At 66.6% G+C, this 19,414-nt stretch carries 18 protein-coding genes and 1 pseudogene; 12 read left to right on the top strand and 7 right to left on the bottom strand.

Annotated features, from left to right (window positions below; genetic code table 11):
- Positions 1 to 14: 14 nt before the first annotated feature.
- The 3 genes from ACFOPO_RS03700 to ACFOPO_RS03690 form a co-directional block, all read right to left on the bottom strand.
- Complete coding sequence (locus tag ACFOPO_RS03700; protein ID WP_386700963.1) at positions 15 to 1,349, bottom strand: DcaP family trimeric outer membrane transporter; 1,335 nt, start codon at positions 1,347 to 1,349, stop codon at positions 15 to 17.
- Between the two features lie 247 nt (positions 1,350 to 1,596).
- Positions 1,597 to 2,499 (bottom strand): cation diffusion facilitator family transporter, encoded by a 903-nt coding sequence (locus tag ACFOPO_RS03695; RefSeq protein ID WP_386700960.1) that lies wholly within the window; start codon positions 2,497 to 2,499, stop codon positions 1,597 to 1,599.
- A gap of 109 nt (positions 2,500 to 2,608) precedes the next feature.
- A complete protein-coding gene (locus ACFOPO_RS03690; RefSeq protein ID WP_386700958.1) occupies positions 2,609 to 3,052 on the bottom strand; it encodes a copper chaperone PCu(A)C in 444 nt (147 codons plus the stop codon).
- Positions 3,053 to 3,090: 38 nt separating this feature from the next.
- Between ACFOPO_RS03690 and ACFOPO_RS03685 the strand changes: the two genes are divergently transcribed.
- The gene (locus tag ACFOPO_RS03685) at positions 3,091 to 4,656 is read left to right on the top strand and encodes a DUF4139 domain-containing protein (protein WP_386700956.1); all 1,566 of its coding nucleotides are present in this window, start codon (positions 3,091 to 3,093) and stop codon (positions 4,654 to 4,656) included.
- Positions 4,657 to 4,702: 46 nt separating this feature from the next.
- Positions 4,703 to 5,470, top strand: a complete 768-nt coding sequence (locus ACFOPO_RS03680; protein WP_386701271.1) for an enoyl-CoA hydratase/isomerase family protein — start codon at positions 4,703 to 4,705, stop codon at positions 5,468 to 5,470.
- A gap of 8 nt (positions 5,471 to 5,478) precedes the next feature.
- On the opposite strand, the gene ACFOPO_RS03675 is transcribed toward ACFOPO_RS03680, so the two are convergent.
- The 4 genes and pseudogenes from ACFOPO_RS03675 to ACFOPO_RS03660 form a co-directional block, all read right to left on the bottom strand.
- Positions 5,479 to 6,768, bottom strand: a complete 1,290-nt coding sequence (locus tag ACFOPO_RS03675) for a substrate-binding domain-containing protein (protein ID WP_386700954.1) — start codon at positions 6,766 to 6,768, stop codon at positions 5,479 to 5,481.
- A gap of 141 nt (positions 6,769 to 6,909) precedes the next feature.
- The gene (locus ACFOPO_RS03670; RefSeq protein ID WP_386700952.1) at positions 6,910 to 7,776 is read right to left on the bottom strand and encodes a sulfurtransferase; all 867 of its coding nucleotides are present in this window, start codon (positions 7,774 to 7,776) and stop codon (positions 6,910 to 6,912) included.
- Positions 7,773 to 8,590, bottom strand: a pseudogene (locus ACFOPO_RS03665) (DUF1289 domain-containing protein). Before ACFOPO_RS03665 ends, ACFOPO_RS03670 begins: the two are co-directional and overlap by 4 nt.
- Before the next feature lie 207 nt (positions 8,591 to 8,797).
- Positions 8,798 to 9,484, bottom strand: coding sequence for an FKBP-type peptidyl-prolyl cis-trans isomerase N-terminal domain-containing protein (locus tag ACFOPO_RS03660; RefSeq protein ID WP_386700950.1), 687 nt, complete (start codon positions 9,482 to 9,484; stop codon positions 8,798 to 8,800).
- 235 nt (positions 9,485 to 9,719) lie between these two features.
- Here ACFOPO_RS03660 and ACFOPO_RS03655 point away from each other — a divergent pair, with 235 nt between their 5' ends.
- The 10 genes from ACFOPO_RS03655 (at position 9,720) to phoU (ending at position 19,323) form a co-directional block, all read left to right on the top strand.
- A complete protein-coding gene (locus tag ACFOPO_RS03655) occupies positions 9,720 to 10,502 on the top strand; it encodes an enoyl-CoA hydratase/isomerase family protein (protein ID WP_386700948.1) in 783 nt (260 codons plus the stop codon).
- On the top strand, positions 10,502 to 10,924 hold the full coding sequence (locus tag ACFOPO_RS03650) for a hypothetical protein (RefSeq protein ID WP_386700946.1): 423 nt from the start codon (positions 10,502 to 10,504) through the stop codon (positions 10,922 to 10,924). The genes ACFOPO_RS03655 and ACFOPO_RS03650 overlap by 1 nt, the downstream gene beginning before the upstream one ends.
- 8 nt (positions 10,925 to 10,932) lie before the next feature.
- On the top strand, positions 10,933 to 11,694 hold the full coding sequence (gene nth, locus ACFOPO_RS03645) for an endonuclease III (protein ID WP_386700943.1): 762 nt from the start codon (positions 10,933 to 10,935) through the stop codon (positions 11,692 to 11,694).
- A 156-nt stretch (positions 11,695 to 11,850) separates the two neighbouring features.
- Positions 11,851 to 13,134, top strand: a complete 1,284-nt coding sequence (locus ACFOPO_RS03640) for an OprO/OprP family phosphate-selective porin (RefSeq protein ID WP_386700941.1) — start codon at positions 11,851 to 11,853, stop codon at positions 13,132 to 13,134.
- Positions 13,135 to 13,440: 306 nt separating this feature from the next.
- Positions 13,441 to 14,460, top strand: a complete 1,020-nt coding sequence (gene pstS / locus ACFOPO_RS03635) for a phosphate ABC transporter substrate-binding protein PstS (protein ID WP_386700939.1) — start codon at positions 13,441 to 13,443, stop codon at positions 14,458 to 14,460.
- 311 nt (positions 14,461 to 14,771) lie between these two features.
- Positions 14,772 to 15,860: a phosphate ABC transporter substrate-binding protein PstS gene (gene pstS / locus ACFOPO_RS03630; protein WP_386700936.1), complete on the top strand. Its 1,089-nt coding sequence runs from the start codon at positions 14,772 to 14,774 to the stop codon at positions 15,858 to 15,860.
- A gap of 11 nt (positions 15,861 to 15,871) precedes the next feature.
- On the top strand, positions 15,872 to 16,840 hold the full coding sequence (pstC, locus tag ACFOPO_RS03625; protein ID WP_386700934.1) for a phosphate ABC transporter permease subunit PstC: 969 nt from the start codon (positions 15,872 to 15,874) through the stop codon (positions 16,838 to 16,840).
- A complete protein-coding gene (gene pstA, locus ACFOPO_RS03620; RefSeq protein ID WP_386700932.1) occupies positions 16,841 to 17,746 on the top strand; it encodes a phosphate ABC transporter permease PstA in 906 nt (301 codons plus the stop codon).
- A gap of 34 nt (positions 17,747 to 17,780) precedes the next feature.
- Positions 17,781 to 18,590: a phosphate ABC transporter ATP-binding protein PstB gene (gene pstB, locus ACFOPO_RS03615; protein ID WP_386700930.1), complete on the top strand. Its 810-nt coding sequence runs from the start codon at positions 17,781 to 17,783 to the stop codon at positions 18,588 to 18,590.
- A 22-nt stretch (positions 18,591 to 18,612) separates the two neighbouring features.
- Positions 18,613 to 19,323, top strand: a complete 711-nt coding sequence (gene phoU / locus ACFOPO_RS03610) for a phosphate signaling complex protein PhoU (protein WP_386700928.1) — start codon at positions 18,613 to 18,615, stop codon at positions 19,321 to 19,323.
- Positions 19,324 to 19,414: the final 91 nt, after the last annotated feature.

The raw sequence follows: 19,414 nt of genomic DNA, 5'->3' as shown, positions 1-19,414 counted from the left end.
GTGCGCGCCCCTCATCAGGGGTTGAGGTCGTAGCGGAGCGTTACCTGCAAGCGTTGTGCTTCGCCATCGTTGTCGTTGAGGTCGGTGTTCTTGCCCCACAGGTATTCGGCGCCGAGCATGGCCCGTTCGGAGAACTGCCACGCCAGGTTGAGCGATGCGAAGCGGGTGCTCTTGGGCAGCGTCGGGTCGATCAGCATGTCCTCGTCCGGATCGATGCGCAGATAACCGTAGGAGGCGCTCGAACTGACGTTGTCGGTCCAGCCATGGGTGTAGCCCAGGCCCCAGCCACCGGCATCGATGGCCTTGAGGTCGGCATTGGCGTTGAACGCGGCATCCAGCCCGAACCCGGAGATGTCCTGCAGGAAGTTGGCGTAGCCGGAGCCGTAGCTGGCCCAGGCCTGGACGCTGTCGTTGTCGAACAGGCCGGCGGCAAAGCTGAGCTGGGTGGCATAGGCATCGGTGTTGCGTTGCACGTCGCCGATCGCGCTCTGCACGCCCAGGTCGCGGAACAGGTTGGCCCACTGGATGTGCCAGTCCGGGGTTTCCCAGCGCAGGCCGAGCGTCAGGTCGGGAATGCGCGAATAGGTTTCGAAATCACCGATCTGGGCGATGTCGGCGTTCGGCTTCTCAATTGACATCGGGATGGTCAACTTGCCCTCGCCCGCCCGGTACACGATCGGCGAGTAGCGCACCTGCGGCGTGTACTTGAAGGTGAAGGAGTTCGGACCCTCGTAGTCGAGGGTGTTGGGGAAGGCGTCGATGTCGGTGAACGCAGACAGGTAGTAGCCGGCGATCAGCGAGTAGTCCTTCGCTTCCAGCTCGCCGTACAGGTACTGCATGTTGTACGGCATGTCGCCGCTGCCGCTGCCGAAGAAGTTGTTCTTGTAGACCACCTTCAGCAGGCCATAGTCGGTCTGGCGACGGAAGTCGAGGCGGAACACGCTCTGCTTGGCGCTGAGGTTGCTGCGCGAGTCCGAGTCGTGGAACGGCTGGCCCTGCACCGGGATGGACGACGGCACGAACAGGTCCTTGGCGCCCATGAACTTGTTGTCGAACATCATGTCGAACTGCGCGACCACGTCGATCTTGATCAGGTTGCCGGTGTCGCCGAGCTGGACATAGCCTTCGGGCAACGGCTCTGCCGTCGCCGGCAATGCCGAGGGCGGTCGGTGGATGCGCGATTCTTCGGGCGCCGGCCCGGTCGCCGAGGCAATCACCGGCGTAGGCGCTGCGGTTGGTGCAGTCGGTGGTGGCGCGGCCTTGGCCTGCGCCTCCCTGGACTCCAGTTCGTCCAGGCGCTGCTGCATCTTCTGCATCATCTGCTGCTGCTGTTGCAGCTGCTGGCGCATTTGCGAGAGTTCGGCCTTCAACTGCTCGGCCGACGCCGCAGACTGGGCTTGTACGGGCAACGCGGCAAATGCAGTGCAAGCTGCAATTGCAACGGCCAGCGAGGAAGCTGCGAAATCATGTCGCATGATCCATTCCCTCCCACTGTCGACCGCATGGCATGCGGCGCGAGGCCCCAACGTTAATGCCGGCTAACGTGAAGCGACCGTGATGCTTCGGCTGGCGGCCTGTGTACCTCGAATTAACATTTCACATCCAGGACCGATCGCCCGTGAACTCGATCGTCAGCCAGAACTGGGGCCTGTCGGCGCCAAGGCGCGCGGCGATGTCCCTGCGGATCGCGTCGACACGTGAAATCGGCCCGATCTGGTGATCGGCGGGCACCAGGATGAGTATCTCGACGAACCGGCCCCGCCCCACTTTCGCCACGTGGCTGGAGTACTCGAGGAAGCCGTGCTCGGCGACGACTTCGTCCATGACCTGCTTGACCTCCCGATCGAGATCGCCGGGCGCGACCTGCAGGACTTCGCGGATCGCCCGCCAGGTCGAACGCATCGGCACCGCCAGCATCGCCAGTGCGATGCAAAGCAGGATCGCCGGATCGATGAAAGGCACCCACGCATCGTGGCCCGCGCCCTTCATTGAGACAGCAACCGCGAAGCCCAGCAGCAGCGCCAGGCTGAGCGATCCGCTGACCAGCCAAGCACGCGCATCGAGCGCCAGCAGGTTCGACCCGAGCCGTCGCGCGTGGCCACGCATGTAGGCCGACATGCCCATGCCGACGACGCAGAGGATGCCCGCCCAGAGCGCGCCCAGCCCGTACGACACCTCGTTGCCGCCGGAGGTCAAGCCGATGATCGCGGTGAACGCCGCATACAGGCACGACAACGCCAGCGTGGCACCGCCGAACGCCTCGACCATCGGCTCCAGGTGCCAGTAACCGAACTGGAAGCGGCGGCTGCCTTCGTACGCCACCAGCCTCGACACGCTGAGCGATGCCACCGTCAGCACCACGTCGACCAGGCTGTACATGCCGTCGAAGATGATCGCGTCGGAATTGACCAGCAGGCCGCTGGCGATGCCGACGACGCCGACCACGATCGTTATGCCGATGGAAAGCTTGAGGAGGCGCTGCTCGGGGCGGGTGTCCATCGAATCTCCGTGGTCGTGCGGAGTCGGATCGCGGGAAGTGCCCGGATTGTGTTGCACCCGGCCGTGACGCCAGTGTAGCTGCCGGCGGTGCCCTGCCCGCCCTTGGTGGCTATTCGCCCGCGGCGCGGACGACGAACTCGCCCAGGAACTTGCCGCCATCCTTCGTCACGAATTCGATGGCGACCTTGCTTCCGGGCTTCAGCGCCGCGCCCGGCTGCATCAGCATCAGATGCATTCCGCCCGGCTTGAGCACGGCCGAATCTCCGGCGCCGATGCGCAGCTCCGGCAGCGCGCGCATGCGGCTGACACCGTCGACCACGCGGGTCTCGTGCAGCGACACGTCACCGAACGCAGCACTGCTGGCAGTGAGCACCGTCAGCGGCTTCTTGCACGGGTTCTCGATGCGGCCGAAGCCGGCCATCATCGGCATCGCCATCGGCGGCATCCGCAACCAGCCGTCGCGCACGACGAGCGTGCACTCACCGGCGAATGCGGACGTGGACAATGCGGCGAGCAGGGCCAGTAACCCCAGGCGGAGGCGTGATGCGTTCATGGGCCTATGATACTTCCCACATGCTGAAGGAGTCGCCGATGAAGCATTCGCTCTCGCTGCTTGCCCTGGCCTGCTCGGTCGCGGCCTGCTCTCTCGCTGCCTGTTCCGGGTCCAGGGCACCACCGGCCGAAGGTGCTTCCGCCCCGGCACCGGCAAACGCCGGGAAAGGCGCGGAGCGCGACGAGGCCACCGCGACCCGACTGTCCGTCTACAGCGGCGGCTACGACCAGCTGGCCAACAGCGGCGTCCCACAGGCTGGAATGCCGGGCTACGCCCTGGTCGATCGCAAGCTCCAGCGCACGCTCAAGCAAGGCGAGAATGCGATCACGGCCGATGATGTTCCGCCGTCGATGGACGTGGAGGCCGCGTCCTTGCGCCCGCTGACGGACGGCATCGGCATCGTCGGCCAGCGTTACGTCGCTGCGCTGTCGGGCACCGGCGACGTGCTCGCACAGGCCACAGGCAGCAAGGTCACCGTGGAGCACACCGCCGGCGGCGCCAAGCAGACCGACACCGGCACGCTGCTGTCGGCTGGCGATGGCGTGACGCTTGCGCTGGACGATGGCCGCATCAAGTTGATCCGCAACTACGACAGTTTCAGCCTCGTCGATACGCAATCGCGCCTGCCCCGCCACGCCGCGCTGCAGTGGACGGTGACCGCGCCGCGCGCCGGCGATGCGCAGTTCCAGCTCACCTACCCCATGGGCGGCCTGGCCTGGCGCGCCGAGTACCTGGCGACGCTGGCCAAGGGCGACGGCTGCCAGCTCGCGCTCGATGGCGCGGCGTTGATCGCCAATCGTTCCGGCGTGACATTCGATGACGCCGTGGTCAGCCTGGTCGCCGGCGAACCGAACGTCGACCGGATCCAGGCCACCGGCAGCCGGATGATGGTGACGAGGGACCGCATGGAAATGGCCGCGCCGGCACCGCCGCCGGCACCCACCGTGCGCGACTCCGGCGAATATCACGCCTACGACCTGCCCGGCCGCGTGCGCCTGGCCCACGGCAGCAACGAGCGCGTGCCGCTGTTCGCGCCGAGGCCGTCGATCGCGTGCGAGCGCGCCTACGTGGTCGAGGCCGACGGCGGCGACTGGGTACCGCCGCAACCGGTGATCGAACCCTCCTACCGTGGCGCAACCGGCGTGCTGCCTGTGACCACGACGGTCACGATCAGGAACTCGAAGGAAGCCGGGCTCGGCCAACCGCTGCCTGCCGGCCGCGTGCGCGCGTTTGTCGACGGCGACTTCCTCGGCGAATCCATGCTGCCGCACACCGCCACCGGCGAGGAAATCCGCTTGCAGGTCGGCAAGGCGTTCGATCTGCGCGCAAAACGTGAGGCGAAAGACTTCCGCCTCGACCGCGCCGGCCGCACGATCACCGAGACGTTCGAACTGACCTTGACCAACGGCAAGAAAACGGCGGCTACCATACGCGTGATCGAGCCGCTGCCGCGCTGGAGCGACTGGCAGCTGGTGGCCAGCAGCGTGCCGGGCAAGAAGAAGGACGCCCAGCACGCGCAGTTCGATGTACCGGTGCCGGCCGAGGGCGAATCCACGCTCACCTACACCGTGCGTTATCGCTGGAACAAGGACGTCACCCCGTGAGTATTCCCGTCATCCCCTTCAAGAGTCCCATTCGATGAGCGCCAGCATGATCCAGACCCACGCCGCCGACGGCATCGTCGAACTCCAGCTGGCGCGTGCGCCGGTCAACGCGCTCAATCCCGAGCTGTGCAACCAGCTGACCGCGGCGATCAACCAGGCCGTCGCCGACGGCGCGCAGGGTCTCATCCTCAGCGGCAGCCCCAAGGTGTTCTCGGCCGGCCTCGACGTGCCCTACCTGGTCTCGCTCGGCAATGACCGCGATGCGCTGATGAAGGCCTGGGAGTCCTTCTTCTTCGCCGCGCGCACGCTGGCCGAATGCCCGGTGCCGGTGGTGGCCGCGATCGGCGGTCACGCGCCGGCCGGCGGCTGCGTGCTGGCCCTGTGCTGCGACTACCGCGTGATGGCGCGCAGCGAAGACCCGGCCAAGCCGTATCGCATCGGACTCAATGAAACCCAGGTCGGACTGGTCGTGCCGGTCGGCATCCTGCGCCTGATGCAGCGCGTGGTCGGCGTCTACCAGGCCGAACGCCTGGTCGTGGCCGGCGAGATGGTCGCCGCCGATCGCGCCGAGCGCCTGGGCCTGGTCGACGAACTGGTCGATGGCGGCCAGGAAGTCGCGCGCGCACGCCAATGGCTGGGTTCACTCCTGGCATTGCCGCAACCGGTGATGCGCCAGACCCGCGCCATCGCCCGCGCCGACGTGGTCGACGCGCTGCAGCCGGAACAGATCCAGCTGCCGCGCTTCATCGATGCCTGGGGCGACCCGGCCACGCAGGCGGCACTGCAGGCGCTGGTCGCGCGCCTGGGCAAGTAACGCGTCGCCTACAGCAACCAGATCTCCACGCGCTCGTTGCGGAAGCGGGCGCCTGCATCCGCCGGTGCCTTCAACGGCACCTGCGCGCCCATGCCGCGCGCGTGCAGCACCGGCAGGCCCAGCGCCATCAGTTCGTGCGCCACCAGGTCGGCGCGGTCGTTGCTCATCATCATGGTGGCCGCCACCGAGGTGCTGGTGCCGACGTCGGCGAAACCGACGACGAGCAGCTGGCGTCCCTGGTTCACCGGCAGCTTCATGAAAGCGGCAAGACGCTCGATGTCGCGCACCGAGCGGCTGTCGTAGACGCTGCTGGCCACGCCGCTGTCGTTGTTGCCGGTGAAGTTGAAGCGCAGGCTCAGCGGCAGCCGCATGGCGTTGCCGATCAGCGCCTTGTATTCGGCCGGACCGAACAGCGACGGCAGCTTGTAGCCCGGCCGCAACGTCACGCCAAGGTGGCCTGCCGAAGCGACGGCGTCCTGGCCGTGCTGGCCCATCGCGTACAGCGCGAAGCTGCGGCTCAACGCGCCCATCATCTGGCTGCCGTACAGGTACAGGCGACGTGTCAGCGGATAGTCCTCGCTGAGCACGTTCAAGCGTGTCGGCGCGACCGCACGGCCGCCTTCGGCGATGGCCAGCGGCTTGACGCCAGCACCCCAGCGCTGGCGCAGCGTGATGAAGCCGATCGCCTGCGGATCGGCCTCCACCGCGCGCAACAGCGCGGGACCGTCCGCATGCTGCCGGCTCATGCCGTAGGCGCTGCCTGCCATGACGCGTTCGTCGACGAGGTCGCGCGCCGAGTTCGCGCCGGCCACCATCTGCAGTCGCACCGGACCCGGACGCCCACCCACTTCGCGCCAGTCGTGGACCTGCCCGGAGAACAACCGGCGCATCTGCCCGATGTCCAGGCGCGTGACCGGATTGTCGCGATGGACCACGACCGCCACGCCGTCCAGCGCCAGCACGAACTCCTGGTCGTGCGACGCCAGGTCGCCCAGCTGCCAGCCCTCGTCCAGCTCGGCGGCAGTCGGCCGACGCGTCATCATCGCGATCTGCGCTTCACCCGCGACAAGATCGGCGAAGCCCTTCGTCGTGCTGCTGCCGGCGATCTCGACGATCAGCGGCTGGCCATCGCGCACCGCGTGGATCTCGGTCGTCGCCGGTGACGCCTGCACGCGACGGATGTCCTGGTAGCCGATGTCGCGCAACCAGGCCTCGGCCACCGTCGGCACCAGCCGCGCACCCAGCGTCTGCGAACCGTGGATGCGCACCCGCTCGGCATCCACTTGCGCATGCGCCATAGCGCACGTCCCGAGAATCAGCAAACCCCACACAAACCGTGCGATACGTGACATTGCGCACGCCCCCCATGCGAAAACCCGCAAGCATCGGGAGGTTTGATTACGTTCTTGTTACCGCGTGCGAATTGTTGTTACAGCTGGCTAGTCGCCTTTCGCAACTGGGCGGTTGGGATCAGCGATCCATCCGCTCCAAGATCCTTTGAACAATCGCGCGCCCTTCAGTCCGGCGTGCTCCATCGCGAGCAGCAGATGACAGGCCGTGACGCCCGAACCGCACATCACCACCGCGTCGCTGGCGGGATGACCGTCGAGCTGGGCGGTGAGCTCGGCGGCCAGGTCCGTCGCCGGACGGAAGCGACCGTCGCGCATGCTCGATGCATAGGGCCGGTTGCGCGCGCCCGGCACGTGGCCGGCAACGCGATCGATCGGTTCGATGTCGCCGCGGAAGCGCTCAGCTGCGCGTGCATCGAACAGCAGGCCGCCGCTGTCCAGGTGCGCCTGCACCTGAGCCGCGTCGAGCAGGCGCGATTCGTCGAACGATCCCGTGTATCGCGTTTGCATCGGTTCGGGCACTTCGGTATCGACCGGCAGGCCCTGCGCTTGCCATTGCTCCCAGCCGCCGTCGAGGACGGCGACGCGCTCGTGGCCGAGCATGCGCAGCAGGAACCACAGACGCGCGGCGGCCAACGCACCGTCGCCGGCGTCGTAGGCGACGACCTGGGTCTGCGGCGTGATGCCCCAGCGACCCAGCACCGCGAGGAAGTCGTCGAGCTGCGGCCACGGATGGCGACCGGCATCGATCTGCATCGCAGGCGCAGTGCCCTCGGGTGCGGACAGGTCGCGCTCAAGATGTGCGTAACGGGCGCCGGGAATGTGTGCCTGCCGGTACGCGGCTTCGGCCGTGGCGGGATCGCCAAGCTTCGAACGTGCGTCGACGACAACCACATCGTCGCGGCCAAGCGCCGATGCGAGTTCTTCCGCCGAGATCAGCGTTGTCCAGGATGTCATGCGATGGCCTCCAGCCGTTGCCGCAGGTTCAACAGCATCGACGCGGTCGCGCCCCAGATGCGTTGCGCGGGATAGCGGTACTCCAGCACTTCGCGCGGACGTCCGCGGAAGTCGAGCGTATGCGTGGCCAGGTTGGCCGGATCCAGCAGGAACGACAGCGGCACCTCGAACACGTCGGCGACTTCGTTCGGGTCTGGTCGTGCGACGTAGTCGTCGGCGAGCAGGGCCACGACGGGCTGCACGCGGTAACCGGTGATCGTGGCGAGCGGATCGAGGAATCCCAGCGGCGCGATCTGCGCGGGGGCCAGGCCGATTTCCTCGCAGGTTTCACGCAGCGCGGTGGCGACAGCGTCGGCGTCGTCGAGTTCGACGCGGCCGCCGGGGAAGCTGACCTGTCCGGCATGCTGGCGCAGCGCGTCGGTACGACGGGTGAGCAGCACCTGCGTGCCACTGCCGCGTGGCACCAGGCCGACCAGTACCGCCGCGGCCACCGATACCGTTCCGTCGGGCACCAGGTCGTGCAGTTCTGCGAGGTTCCAGCCAGGACCTTGCGGTGGCAATGCCAATGGATGCAGCGCGGCCACCAGGCCGGGGCAATCAGGCAGTACCGGACCGGCTGGCAATGGCTTCACCCTCGTCGCTGCTCCCGTTCGGGCAAGGTGGTTTCCATCATGCGCAAGCGCTCGTCGTCGTTCATCTGGGGCCAGCGCGCGATCTCGGCACTGGTGCGATGGCAGCCGTTGCACAGGCCGTCGTCGTCGAGTGCACAGACGCCGATGCAGGGACTCAGCACGGCGCGGAAAAGAGTATTCATCAACTGCCAACCGTAAGACGGGAGTGCACGGGTTTCAACCGTGAATTGCGGTTGCTGTGACCCGTAAAGACATTGAGCCGGCACGAGGCCGGCTCAATGCGTGTTGCTTTCGTCGTTTGCGCGGTGACTGCGCGAACTGGATCCCGGCTTTCGCCGGGATGACGAATTGGCAAAGCCGTGGCCGCTATGCGGCCGCGGGCCCATTCGTCACTTCACGCTGACCAGCTTCACTTCGAACTGGACGGCGACGTTCGGCGGGAACGGGGTGCGCGGGTCGGCGCCGTACGCCTTCTCCGGCGGCAGGGTCACTTCCCACTTCGAACCGGCCGGCATCTGCAGCAGCGCTTCGCGCATCGCCGCCATCTCGATCTCGCTGACCTTGATCGCCGGGATCGCCTGCGCCGGACGCGGCTGCTGCGGACGCTCGCCCCAGGCGTAGGGACCTGCGACTTCCAGCTGCACGGTGTTGGCCTGGGTCGGCTTGGCACCGGTGCCGGTCTCGATCACGCGGTACTGCACGCCGCTCGGAAGCACCTTGACGCCAGCCTTGGCCTTGTTGGCCGCAATGAAGCTGTCGCTCTTGGTCTTGTTGGTCGAGGCCGCCTTGTCCCACTCGGCCTTGGCCTTGGTCTGCTGGCGCTGCTGCATGTTCTGCACGGCGGTGCGCAGCTGGTCCACGGGCACTGCCGGCTGCTTCTTGCCGTAGCCGTCCTGCAGACCCTTGATGATGGTGTTCACATCGACCTGCTCGCCGCTTTCGACAGCGTTGCGACCGAGGTCATAGCCGAGGGCGTAGCTGAGCTTGCCTTTCTCGGTAGAAGTGTCCTGCGCGACGGCGTTGCCGGCGGTCAGTGCCAGGGCCGCAACGGCGGCAGCAATCAAACGCAACTTCATTCGGTGGAATCTCCGTGATGGATCGAGGTGCGGGTTGGCCGCGCCGTTGGGTATACCAGTCTAGTCAGGCCCGCACCGGTCGAATCGGCCCGGATGGACGCGCTAGGATAACGGCGCCAAGGCTTAATCGCCACTGAGGCCGCCCTGCTCTGACAGCGCTCCCGGCCGGGAGTTCCGCGACCGTGGCAGGTCTTGTCCAAACCTCTCCAAAACCCGCCGAGCGACCCCTCCTATCATGTCCGAAACGCCCGTCCTGATTGCCGATCACGGCGCCGTGCGCCTGATCACCGTCAACCGCCCCGACAAGCTGAATGCGCTTAATGCGGAAACCCTGGATGCCCTGCTGGTCGCCTTCGAGGCCGCCGAGGCCGCGCCGGAGGTCCGCTGCGTCGTCCTGACCGGGGCCGGAACGAAGGCCTTCGTGGCCGGTGCCGATATCTCCCAGATGAACACCCTGACCCCGGTCCAGGGCCGGGACTTCTCCCTGCGCGGGCAAAAACTGATGCGCCGGATCGAGAAGATGCCCAAGCCGGTGATCGCCATGGTCAACGGATTCGCCCTGGGCGGCGGGCTCGAGCTGGCCATGGCCTGCCACCTGCGCATCGCCGTCGACACGGCCAAGGTCGGCCAGCCCGAGGTCAACCTGGGCCTGATCCCCGGCTTCGGCGGCACCCAGCGCCTGCTGCGCCTGGCCGGGCGCGCCGCGACCCTGGAGCTGTGCCTCGGCGGAGCACCGATCGATGCAGCGCGTGCGCGCGAACTGGGCATCGTCAACCGCGTGGTCGCCGCCGCCGACCTGGAAGCCGAAACGATGAAGCTCGCCGGGCAACTGGCCGCGTCGGCACCGCTGGCGCTGCGCGGCGTGCTCGACTGCGTCAACGTCGGTGGCGAATGCGGGATCGAAGAAGGCCTGGAGTACGAGACCGCGCAGTTCGGCCTGATGTTCTCCACCGACGACATGCGCGAAGGCACCACTGCATTCCTGGAGCGGCGCAAGCCGGGCTTCAGCGGCAAGTGATGGCGCAGGCTGTCAGCGCCGCGTGTGTTTGCGGTTGCCGCGATGCCGGCGGCGCGGTCGCGCATGCGATCGCGGCCGCGCTGGCCGATGACGACATCGACCGCGCGATTGTTCTTGGCCTCGTCGCGGACGACGCCGTTGCCTGCCAGCACTGCAGCGATGCCTGCCGCTCACGCCTGCGGGTGGCGCGCGACGAACGACTGCAGGCGCTGGCTGCACGCGAGCGTTATCGCGCGCGCAACACACGCCTGGAACGACGCGCCCGCGAGCGTGCCGAGCACCGCGCCGCGCAGGTGACGCCCGCGCCGGATGCGGCCACGCCGACGACGACCGCACCGACACCGCCCCCCGCCCTGCCCTCGGCCGCCGCCGCCGCGCTCGCCCGCGCGCGCGCCAAGGCCGCAGCCCGCCACAAGCCGTGAACCGCCGCATGCCTGCAGCAAGAGCGAAGAAGTCTCCGTCGAGATCTGCACCGAAGGCCGAACCTAAGGCCGCATCCAAGGCCACGTCGAAGCCCGCGCGTCGCAGCGCCCGCCTGAGCCCGGGCGAGGTCGAAACGATGTTCGCGCGACTGAAGGCGCTGAACCCCAGGCCCACCACCGAGCTTGAGTTCAGCACGCCCTACGAACTGCTGGTCGCCGTCACGCTGTCGGCGCAAGCCACCGACGTTGGCGTCAACAAGGCCACGCGCAAGCTCTTCCCGGTGGCGAACACGCCCCAGGCCATCGCCGCCCTCGGCGTCGACGCGCTCAAGCCCTACATCGCGACGATCGGCCTGTTCAACACCAAGGCCGCCAATGTGGTGGCGATGGCGCAGCAGCTGCTCGAACACCACGGCGGCGAAGTCCCCAACGACCGCGCCGCCCTGGAAGCCCTGCCGGGCGTCGGTCGCAAGACCGCCAACGTGGTGATGAACACCGCCTTCGGCGAACCGACGATGGCCGTGGACACCCATATCTTCCGCGTCGCCAACCGGACCGGCCTGGCACCCGGCAAGACCGTGCGGGCGGTCGAGGACGGCCTGCTCAAGGTCGTACCCCCGCAGTACCTGCACGACGCCCACCATTGGCTGATCCTCCACGGTCGCTACGTCTGCAAGGCGCGCAAGCCCGATTGCCCCCATTGCGTGCTGCGCGATCTGTGTCGTTTCAAAGAAAAGACACCCGGCGAACCCGACCGTCTGTCGGAATAACCGCGAATTCCGCTTGGCCCGATCGGGCTGGGCTTTAACCGGTTGGCGGCGGTCATGCAGACGTCATCCCGGAGAAATAAGTCAGCACTGTCATATTTACGCAACTTTCACACCCTAGCCTGCGCAGCGTCTTCCAACGCCCCAAGGGCTACGTCCATGAAACTGTCTCGCAGCACCCTTTCCGTCGCGCTGCTCGCCGTCCTCGCTGCACCTGCCGCCCACGCCGAAATCGCTTTCGACGTCATCGGTGGCTCCGAGATTTCGTTCGAGGGCCTGGTCCAGGCCGACTACAACTACTTCGACAACGATTTCGCCAACCTCAACGGCGACGCCCCGGACGGCAAGGACAGCGACAACGAACTGCGTCGCGCCGAGCTGGTGCTGAAGGGCAAGGGCCCGGGCAACATCGACTGGGTCGTCGGTTACGACGCCAAGGCCGACAAGTGGCTCGACGTCAACGCCAAGTACAAGATGGGCGGCGATGCCAACCACTACTTCCAGCTGGGCCAGTTCAAGCAGCCCAACAGCCTGGAAGAGCTGTCGTCGACCAAGAACAACGACTTCATCTCCAAGTCGGTCGTGACCAACACCTACGGCATCGCCCGCCGCCTCGGCGCCGCCTACCACTACGGCACCAACGACTGGGGCCTGACCGCCAGCTACTTCACCCGCGAGCTGACCGAGCATCCGGCCCCGACGCCGCACGGCCCGGGCTTCGGCTTCCGCGGCAACTGGGCGCCGATCAACGACAAGGGCAGCATCCTGCACTTCGGCCTGTCGTTCGTTGACTACGACACCTTCACCGACACCACCCGCATCCGTGCCCGCCCGAACGCCGACCTGGCCGGCCAGCGCATCGTCGACTCCGGCAACATGACCAACGCCGACCGCCAGCAGACCATCGGCGGCGAAGCAATGTGGGTCACCGGTCCGTTCAAGGCGCAGGCCGAGTACATGCAGTCGACGGTGGAGCGCTACAACAACGGCAACGTGCGCCAGTCGCACGACTTCGACAGCAGCGCCTGGTACATCAGCGGCCTGTGGAACATCACCGGCGAGACCTGGGGTTACAAGGACGGCGTGCCGACCACCCCGCTGCCGGACAACCCCGGTTCGGGCATGTGGCAGGCCGGCCTGCGCTTCGACTCGATCGACCTGGACGACGGCACCGTGATCCCGGGCGCCACGCCGACCGCAGCCTCGGTGGTCGACGGCGTGCTTGGTGGCCAGATGGATACCTGGACGGTTGGCGTCAACTGGTACTGGCGTTCGAACTTCAAGTTCATGCTGAACTACGTGATGGTCGACAGCTCGCGCTACTTCGTGCGCACCCCGGCCGCTCCGTACGCCGACAACCCGGCCAACAACAACGTGCTGGTCAACGGCAAGGTCGACGACAACCCGAACATCATCGAAGCCCGCGTCCAGCTGTACTGGTAAGCCTCCACGGGGCCCGGCGTTGCCGGGCCCCGATTTCATGCATCTCTTTCCTCCCCCTCGGGCGCGGCTCAGCCGTGCCCATTTTTTTGACCCGACAAACCGTAGCCCGGGTAAGCGAAGCGCACCCGGGGACCCGGCGCGCACCCGCGCGCGCACCCGGGTGCGCTTCGCTTACCCGGGCTACGAGACAGCTGTAACGCGTGTGTCACATAGCCGTCCCGGCACTGTCATCGAACCGTTATCAAATGCGCCGCGTACGGGTCAGCTCCAACGTCAACCCGCTCGTCGTCACTCCAGGAGACCACTGTGTTCAAATCCATCCAGTTCCGCCTCGTCGCTCTTGCGCTGGCGACGGCGTTCGTAGCCAACGCTCAGGCCGCCGACGTCACCGGCGCCGGCGCGTCGTTCGTGTATCCCGTGATGTCGAAGTGGTCGGCCGACTACAACAAGGCCGCCGGCAAGAAGGTCAACTACCAGTCGATCGGTTCCGGCGGCGGTATCGCCCAGATCAAGGCCGCGACCGTCGACTTCGGTTCATCCGATGCCCCGCTCAAGCCCGAAGAACTGGCCCAGAACGGCCTGGCGCAGTTCCCGTCGGTGATCGGCGGCGTGGTGCCGGTGGTCAACGTGCCGGGCGTGGCCTCGGGCGCGCTCAAGCTCGACGGTGACACCTTGGCCAACATCTTCCTGGGCAAGGTCAAGATGTGGAACGACCCGGCGATCGTCGCCCTCAACGGCGGCGTGCAGCTGCCGGCGAAGAAGATCACCGTCGTCCACCGCTCGGACGGTTCGGGCACCACCTTCAACTTCGTCAACTTCCTGTCCAAGGTCAGCCCGGAGTGGAAGAGCGGCGTGGGTGAAGGCACCGCGGTCAAGTGGCCGGTCGGCATCGGTGGCAAGGGCAACGAGGGCGTGGCTGCGTACGTCAAGCAGATCGTCGGCGGCATCGGCTACGTCGAGCTGTCCTACGCGCTGCAGAACAAGATGGCCTACACCCGCATGAAGAACGCCGCCGGCAACTTCGTGCTGCCGTCGGACGAAACCTTCCAGGCCGCCGCCGCCAGCGCCGACTGGGCCAACGCCAAGGACTTCTACCTGGTCATGACCAATGCCCCGGGTGCCAATTCCTGGCCGATCACCGCGACCAATTTCATCCTGATGTACAAGCAGCCCAAGAACGCCGCCGGCGCCAAGAACGCCAAGGACTTCTTCCGCTGGGTCTACGCCAACGGCGACACCCAGGCCAAGGCCCTCGACTACGTGCCGCTGCCGGACGCGCTGGTGCAGCAGATCGAGAAGTACTGGTCGGCGAACATGAACTACTGAGCCTTGATGCTCTTGCAGGACTGAAAGCGGGCCTTCGGGCCCGTTTTCTTTTGCGGGCGGCTCCCCGGGTGCGGCCTTCGGCCTTACCCGGGCTACGCCGTCCCGGGTGCGCTGCGCTTACCCGGGCTACTGCGGCTACGTAGCCCGGGTAAGGCCGAAGGCCGCACCCGGGGAGCCGACCGCTGGCTTGGCTACAAAAATGTGACCGTTCCATGTCATCGGGGTGTAACAAAAAGATCATCAAATGGCGCAGCCCGGGGCAAGAGCCTTGGATTCCCGATTCATATCTCCCTCCCCACACGGAGTTGCGCATGAACACGACGACGGCCCGCGTTGCCGCCCTCGCCTTCGCCATTGCCCTGGCCACGACCGCCTGCAAGCCGTCCGGCGAGGCACAGGCGCCTGCTGGCGACGCCAGCACGCAGGCCGCAGCTTCCGCTGGCGACAAAGTCGCCGTGCAGATCACCGGCGCCGGCGCGACCTTCATCTACCCGCTGATCTCGAAGTGGTCGGACGACTACCACCAGGCCACCGGCGCCAAGGTCAATTACCAGTCGATCGGCTCCGGCGGCGGTATCGCCCAGATCAAGGCCGGCACGGTCGACTTCGGTTCCTCCGACAAGCCGCTGAGCACCGAAGACCTCGCCGCGGCCGGTCTGGGCCAGTTCCCCTCCGCCATCGGCGGCGTGGTCCCGGTGGTCAACATCGAGGGCATGGAGCCGGGCAAGCTGCGCCTGACCGGCACGCTGCTGGCCGACATCTTCCAGGGCAAGGTCACCACCTGGAACGACCCGGCGGTCGCCGCGGTCAACCCGGGCGTCACCCTGCCCTCGACCAAGATCAACATCGTCCACCGCTCCGACGGTTCGGGCACCACCTTCAACTTCACCAACTACCTGTCGAAGGTCAGCCCGACCTGGAAGAGCGGGATTGGCGAGGGCACCACGGTGAAGTGGCCCGGTGGCGTCGGTGGCAAGGGCAACGAAGGCGTCGCCTCGTACGTGCAGCAGATCAAGGGTTCGGTAGGTTATGTCGAGCTGGCCTACGCCGTGCAGAACCGGATGACCTACACCTCGCTGCAGAACGCCGCCGGCAACTGGGTGCAGCCCAACGCCGCCAGCTTCCAGGCCGCCGCCGAAGGCGCCGACTGGGCCAACGCCAAGGACTTCAACCTGGTCATCACCAACGCCAGCGGCGCACAGGCCTGGCCGATCACCGCGACCAACTTCATCCTGATGTACAAGCAGCCCAAGGACGCCAAGCGCAGCGCCGACACGCTCGCCTTCTTCAAGTGGGCCTTCGAGAACGGCCATGCGCAGGCGCAATCACTGGACTACGTGCCGCTGCCGCCGGCACTGGTGCAGCAGGTCGAAGCGTACTGGGCCGCTGAGTTCAAGTGACGGATTGACCCATGTCCGCCACGACCATTCCCGCGGCAGTACCCGGATCGCGCGATCACCACGACGCGCGCAACGACAAGCTGTTCCGCTACATCCTGACCGGCACGGTGATGTTCGTGCTGGTCGCCCTGGCCGGCGCTGCGCTGTCGATGCTCTGGGGCGGTCGCCACGTGCTGGCCGCATCGGGGCTGGATTTCTTCATCACCTCCGAATGGAATCCGGTCGAAGACAAGTACGGTGCGCTGGTGCCGATCTACGGCACCATCGTCACCGCGATCATTGCCATGCTGATCGCGGTACCGGTCAGCTTCGGCATCGCCTTCTTCCTGACCGAAGTCGCACCGCGCTGGGCGCGCGGCCCCATCGGCACCGCGATTGAACTGCTCGCCGGAATCCCGTCGATCATCTACGGCATGTGGGGCCTGTTCGTGCTGGTGCCGGTGATGACCGAGTACGTGACGCCGTGGCTCAACGACAACCTCGGCACCTGGCCGCTGATCGGCCAGTTCTTCCAGGGCCCGCCGCTGGGCATCGGCATGCTCACCGCCGGCATCGTGCTGGCGATCATGGTGATTCCGTTCATTTCCTCGGTGATGCGCGAGGTCTTCCTGACCGTGCCGACGCGACTGAAGGAATCGGCTTACGCGCTGGGCTCGACCAAGTGGGAAGTGAGCTGGGACATCGTCCTGCCGTACACCCGCTCGGCGGTTATCGGTGGTGTCTTCCTCGGCCTGGGCCGCGCGCTCGGCGAGACCATGGCCGTCGCCTTCGTGATCGGCAACAGCGTCAACTTCTCGACCTCGCTGCTTGAGCCGGGCACCACCATCGCCGCGCTCATCGCCAACGACTTCGGCGAAGCCACCGAAACCTATCGCTCCGCGTTGCTGCTGCTCGGCTTCGTGCTCTTCATCGTCACCTTCGTGGTGCTGGCCATCGCCCGCCTGATGCTGATGCAGCTGTCACGCAAGGAGGGCAACTAAATGGCTACGACCGCCACCGCTGCCAAGACCCTCAAGGCCACCGACCATCGCGTCGCCGATGGCCTGTATCGCAAGCGCCGCATCATCAACGTCGTCTCCATCGTGCTGGCCTGTGCGGCCGCCGTGTTCGGCCTGTTCTTCCTCGGCTGGATCCTGTGGACGCTGATCGCCAAGGGCATCGGCGGCGTCAACGTGGCGTTGTTCACCCAGAACACGCCGCCGCCGATGCAGGAAGGCGGCCTGCTGAACGCCTTCTTCGGCAGTGCAGTGATGTGCGGCATCGCGATCCTGATCGGTACGCCGCTCGGCATCGCCGCCGGCACCTGGCTGGCCGAATATGGCAACGCCCGCAAGATCGGCACCGTGGTCCGCTTCGTCAACGACATCCTGCTGTCGGCGCCCTCGATTGTCCTGGGCCTGTTCGTCTACACCCTGGTGGTGATGCAGTCCGGCGGTAACTTCTCGGCGCTCGCCGGCGCGATCTCGCTGGCCTTCATCGTGTTGCCGGTGGTGGTGCGCACCACCGACGAGATGCTGCGTCTGGTGCCGGCGCAAATGCGCGAAGCCGCCCTGTCGCTGGGCGTGCCGCAGTGGAAGGTGATCGTGCAGGTGCTGTATCGCAGCGCGTCGGCCGGCATCGTCACCGGCGTGCTGCTGGCGCTGGCGCGCATCTCCGGCGAGACCGCACCGCTGCTGTTCACCGCCTTCGGCAACCAGTACTGGAGCACCAACGTGCTCCAGCCGATGGCGAGCGTGCCGGTGGTGATGAACCAGTTCGCCGGCAGTCCCTATGAGTCGTGGCAGGTGCTGGCGTGGGCCGGTGCGCTGGTCCTCACGGTGTTCGTCCTCCTCATCAGCCTGGTGGCCCGCGCCATCGTGCTTCGAAACAAGATCAGCCATGACTGACCTCACGCCCTCCCGAATTGCCCGGACTCCGGCCATGAACGACTCCCGCCTGACGGTCGCCACGCCCGAGCGCGCCACCGCCGCAGTGGCACCGGTGAAGCTCGCCGCGCGCGGACTGAACTTCTACTACGACAAGTTCCATGCGCTGAAGGACATCCACCTGGAGATCCCGGAGAAGCGCGTCACCGCGCTGATCGGCCCTTCCGGCTGCGGCAAGTCGACCCTGCTGCGCATCTTCAACCGCATCTACGCGCTGTACCCCAAGCTGGAGGCCAGGGGTGAGGTGCTGCTCGATGGCGACAACATCCTCGACCCGCGCTATCCGATGAACCGGCTGCGCAGCAAGGTCGGCATGGTGTTCCAGAAGCCGGTGCCGTTCCCGATGACGATCTTCGAGAACGTCGCCTACGGCATCCGCCACCACGAGAAGCTGTCCAAGGCCGACATGAACGACCGCGTCGAGCATGCCCTGCGCCAGGGCGCGCTGTGGGACGAGGTCAAGGACAAGCTCGGCCAGAGCGCGCTGGGCCTGTCCGGTGGCCAGCAGCAGCGCCTGTGCATCGCCCGCGCCGTGGCCCTGCGCCCGGACGTGCTGCTCCTGGACGAGCCGACCTCGGCGCTGGACCCGATCTCCACCAGCCGCATCGAGCAGCTGGTCGAGGAGCTCAAGAAGGACTACACGATCGCGATCGTGACCCACAACATGCAACAGGCCGCGCGCGTGTCGGATTTCACCGCCTTCATGTACCTGGGCGACCTGATCGAACACGGCAACACCGAAACGATCTTCTCCAACCCGAGCAAGCAGCAGACCGAGGATTACATCACCGGTCGCTTCGGTTGATGCATTCGATCAGGACACCACCATGAGCACCCAAATGCACGACCACATCGTCAAGAGCTACGACGAAGAGCAGCGCCGCCTGCTCAACGAAACCCTGCGCATGGGCGAGATGGCCGCCTCGCAACTCGAGGCCGCCCTCGACGTCGTACAGCGTCGCGACGACAAGGCCGCCGAGCGCATCATCGCCAACGATGAGGCCATCGATGCGCTGGAGCAGGAGATCAGCCACGACGTGATGAAGCTCGCGCTTCGCGGCCCGATGGCACGCGACCTGCGCGAGATCCTGTCGGCGATCCGCATCGCGGCGGACATCGAACGCATCGGCGACTACGCCGCCAACGTCGCCAAGCGCTCCACCGCGCTGAACCTGTCGCCGCCGTTGCCGCACATCAGTGGCCTGCATGCGATCGGCACGCTGGCGGTGCAGCAGCTGCGCGACGTGCTGGCCGCGTACCGCGACAACAACATCGAACTGGCCCAGCGCGTGCGCGCCCGCGATGCCGAGATCGACATCGCCTACACCGCGCTGTTCCGCGAACTGCTGACCTACATGATGGAGGACGCGCGCAGCATCACCGGCTGCACGCACCTGCTGTTCATGGCCAAGAACATCGAGCGCATCGGTGACCACGCCACCAACATCGCCGAGAACGTCTGGTTCCTGGTCAGGGGCGAGGAAGTATTGCCGCCGCGCGAGAAGCGCGACGACAGCAGCACCACCGGCGCGGTCTGACCGCGCCAGGCTCGTTCCGCCCGGCCGAACCGCTTTTGCAAAGCTCCGGTGCAACGGCCGTGACTTCCCCGGCCGTCGGCCTTTGTGGAAC

Origin of the sequence: Lysobacter sp. GCM10012299 (genome assembly GCF_042649405.1) — a bacterium.
In the GTDB taxonomy this organism is placed as follows: Bacteria; Pseudomonadota; Gammaproteobacteria; order Xanthomonadales; family Xanthomonadaceae; genus Lysobacter_J.
This window is presented reverse-complemented; position numbering and strand designations above follow the sequence as displayed.

Excerpts from the sequence above, each read along its gene's own strand:
- ACFOPO_RS03700 (WP_386700963.1), bottom strand. The coding sequence starts at position 1,349 with ATGCGCCAGCAGCTGCAACAGCAGCAGCAGATGATGCAGAAGATGCAG.
- ACFOPO_RS03695 (WP_386700960.1), bottom strand. The coding sequence starts at position 2,499 with ATGGACACCCGCCCCGAGCAGCGCCTCCTCAAGCTTTCCATCGGCATA.
- ACFOPO_RS03690 (WP_386700958.1), bottom strand. The coding sequence starts at position 3,052 with ATGAACGCATCACGCCTCCGCCTGGGGTTACTGGCCCTGCTCGCCGCA.
- ACFOPO_RS03685 (WP_386700956.1), top strand. The coding sequence starts at position 3,091 with ATGAAGCATTCGCTCTCGCTGCTTGCCCTGGCCTGCTCGGTCGCGGCC.
- ACFOPO_RS03680 (WP_386701271.1), top strand. The coding sequence starts at position 4,703 with ATGATCCAGACCCACGCCGCCGACGGCATCGTCGAACTCCAGCTGGCG.
- ACFOPO_RS03675 (WP_386700954.1), bottom strand. The coding sequence starts at position 6,768 with ATGGCGCATGCGCAAGTGGATGCCGAGCGGGTGCGCATCCACGGTTCG.
- ACFOPO_RS03670 (WP_386700952.1), bottom strand. The coding sequence starts at position 7,776 with ATGACATCCTGGACAACGCTGATCTCGGCGGAAGAACTCGCATCGGCG.
- ACFOPO_RS03660 (WP_386700950.1), bottom strand. The coding sequence starts at position 9,484 with ATGAAGTTGCGTTTGATTGCTGCCGCCGTTGCGGCCCTGGCACTGACC.
- ACFOPO_RS03655 (WP_386700948.1), top strand. The coding sequence starts at position 9,720 with ATGTCCGAAACGCCCGTCCTGATTGCCGATCACGGCGCCGTGCGCCTG.
- ACFOPO_RS03650 (WP_386700946.1), top strand. The coding sequence starts at position 10,502 with ATGGCGCAGGCTGTCAGCGCCGCGTGTGTTTGCGGTTGCCGCGATGCC.
- nth (WP_386700943.1), top strand. The coding sequence starts at position 10,933 with ATGCCTGCAGCAAGAGCGAAGAAGTCTCCGTCGAGATCTGCACCGAAG.
- ACFOPO_RS03640 (WP_386700941.1), top strand. The coding sequence starts at position 11,851 with ATGAAACTGTCTCGCAGCACCCTTTCCGTCGCGCTGCTCGCCGTCCTC.
- pstS (WP_386700936.1), top strand. The coding sequence starts at position 14,772 with ATGAACACGACGACGGCCCGCGTTGCCGCCCTCGCCTTCGCCATTGCC.
- pstC (WP_386700934.1), top strand. The coding sequence starts at position 15,872 with ATGTCCGCCACGACCATTCCCGCGGCAGTACCCGGATCGCGCGATCAC.
- pstA (WP_386700932.1), top strand. The coding sequence starts at position 16,841 with ATGGCTACGACCGCCACCGCTGCCAAGACCCTCAAGGCCACCGACCAT.
- pstB (WP_386700930.1), top strand. The coding sequence starts at position 17,781 with ATGAACGACTCCCGCCTGACGGTCGCCACGCCCGAGCGCGCCACCGCC.
- phoU (WP_386700928.1), top strand. The coding sequence starts at position 18,613 with ATGAGCACCCAAATGCACGACCACATCGTCAAGAGCTACGACGAAGAG.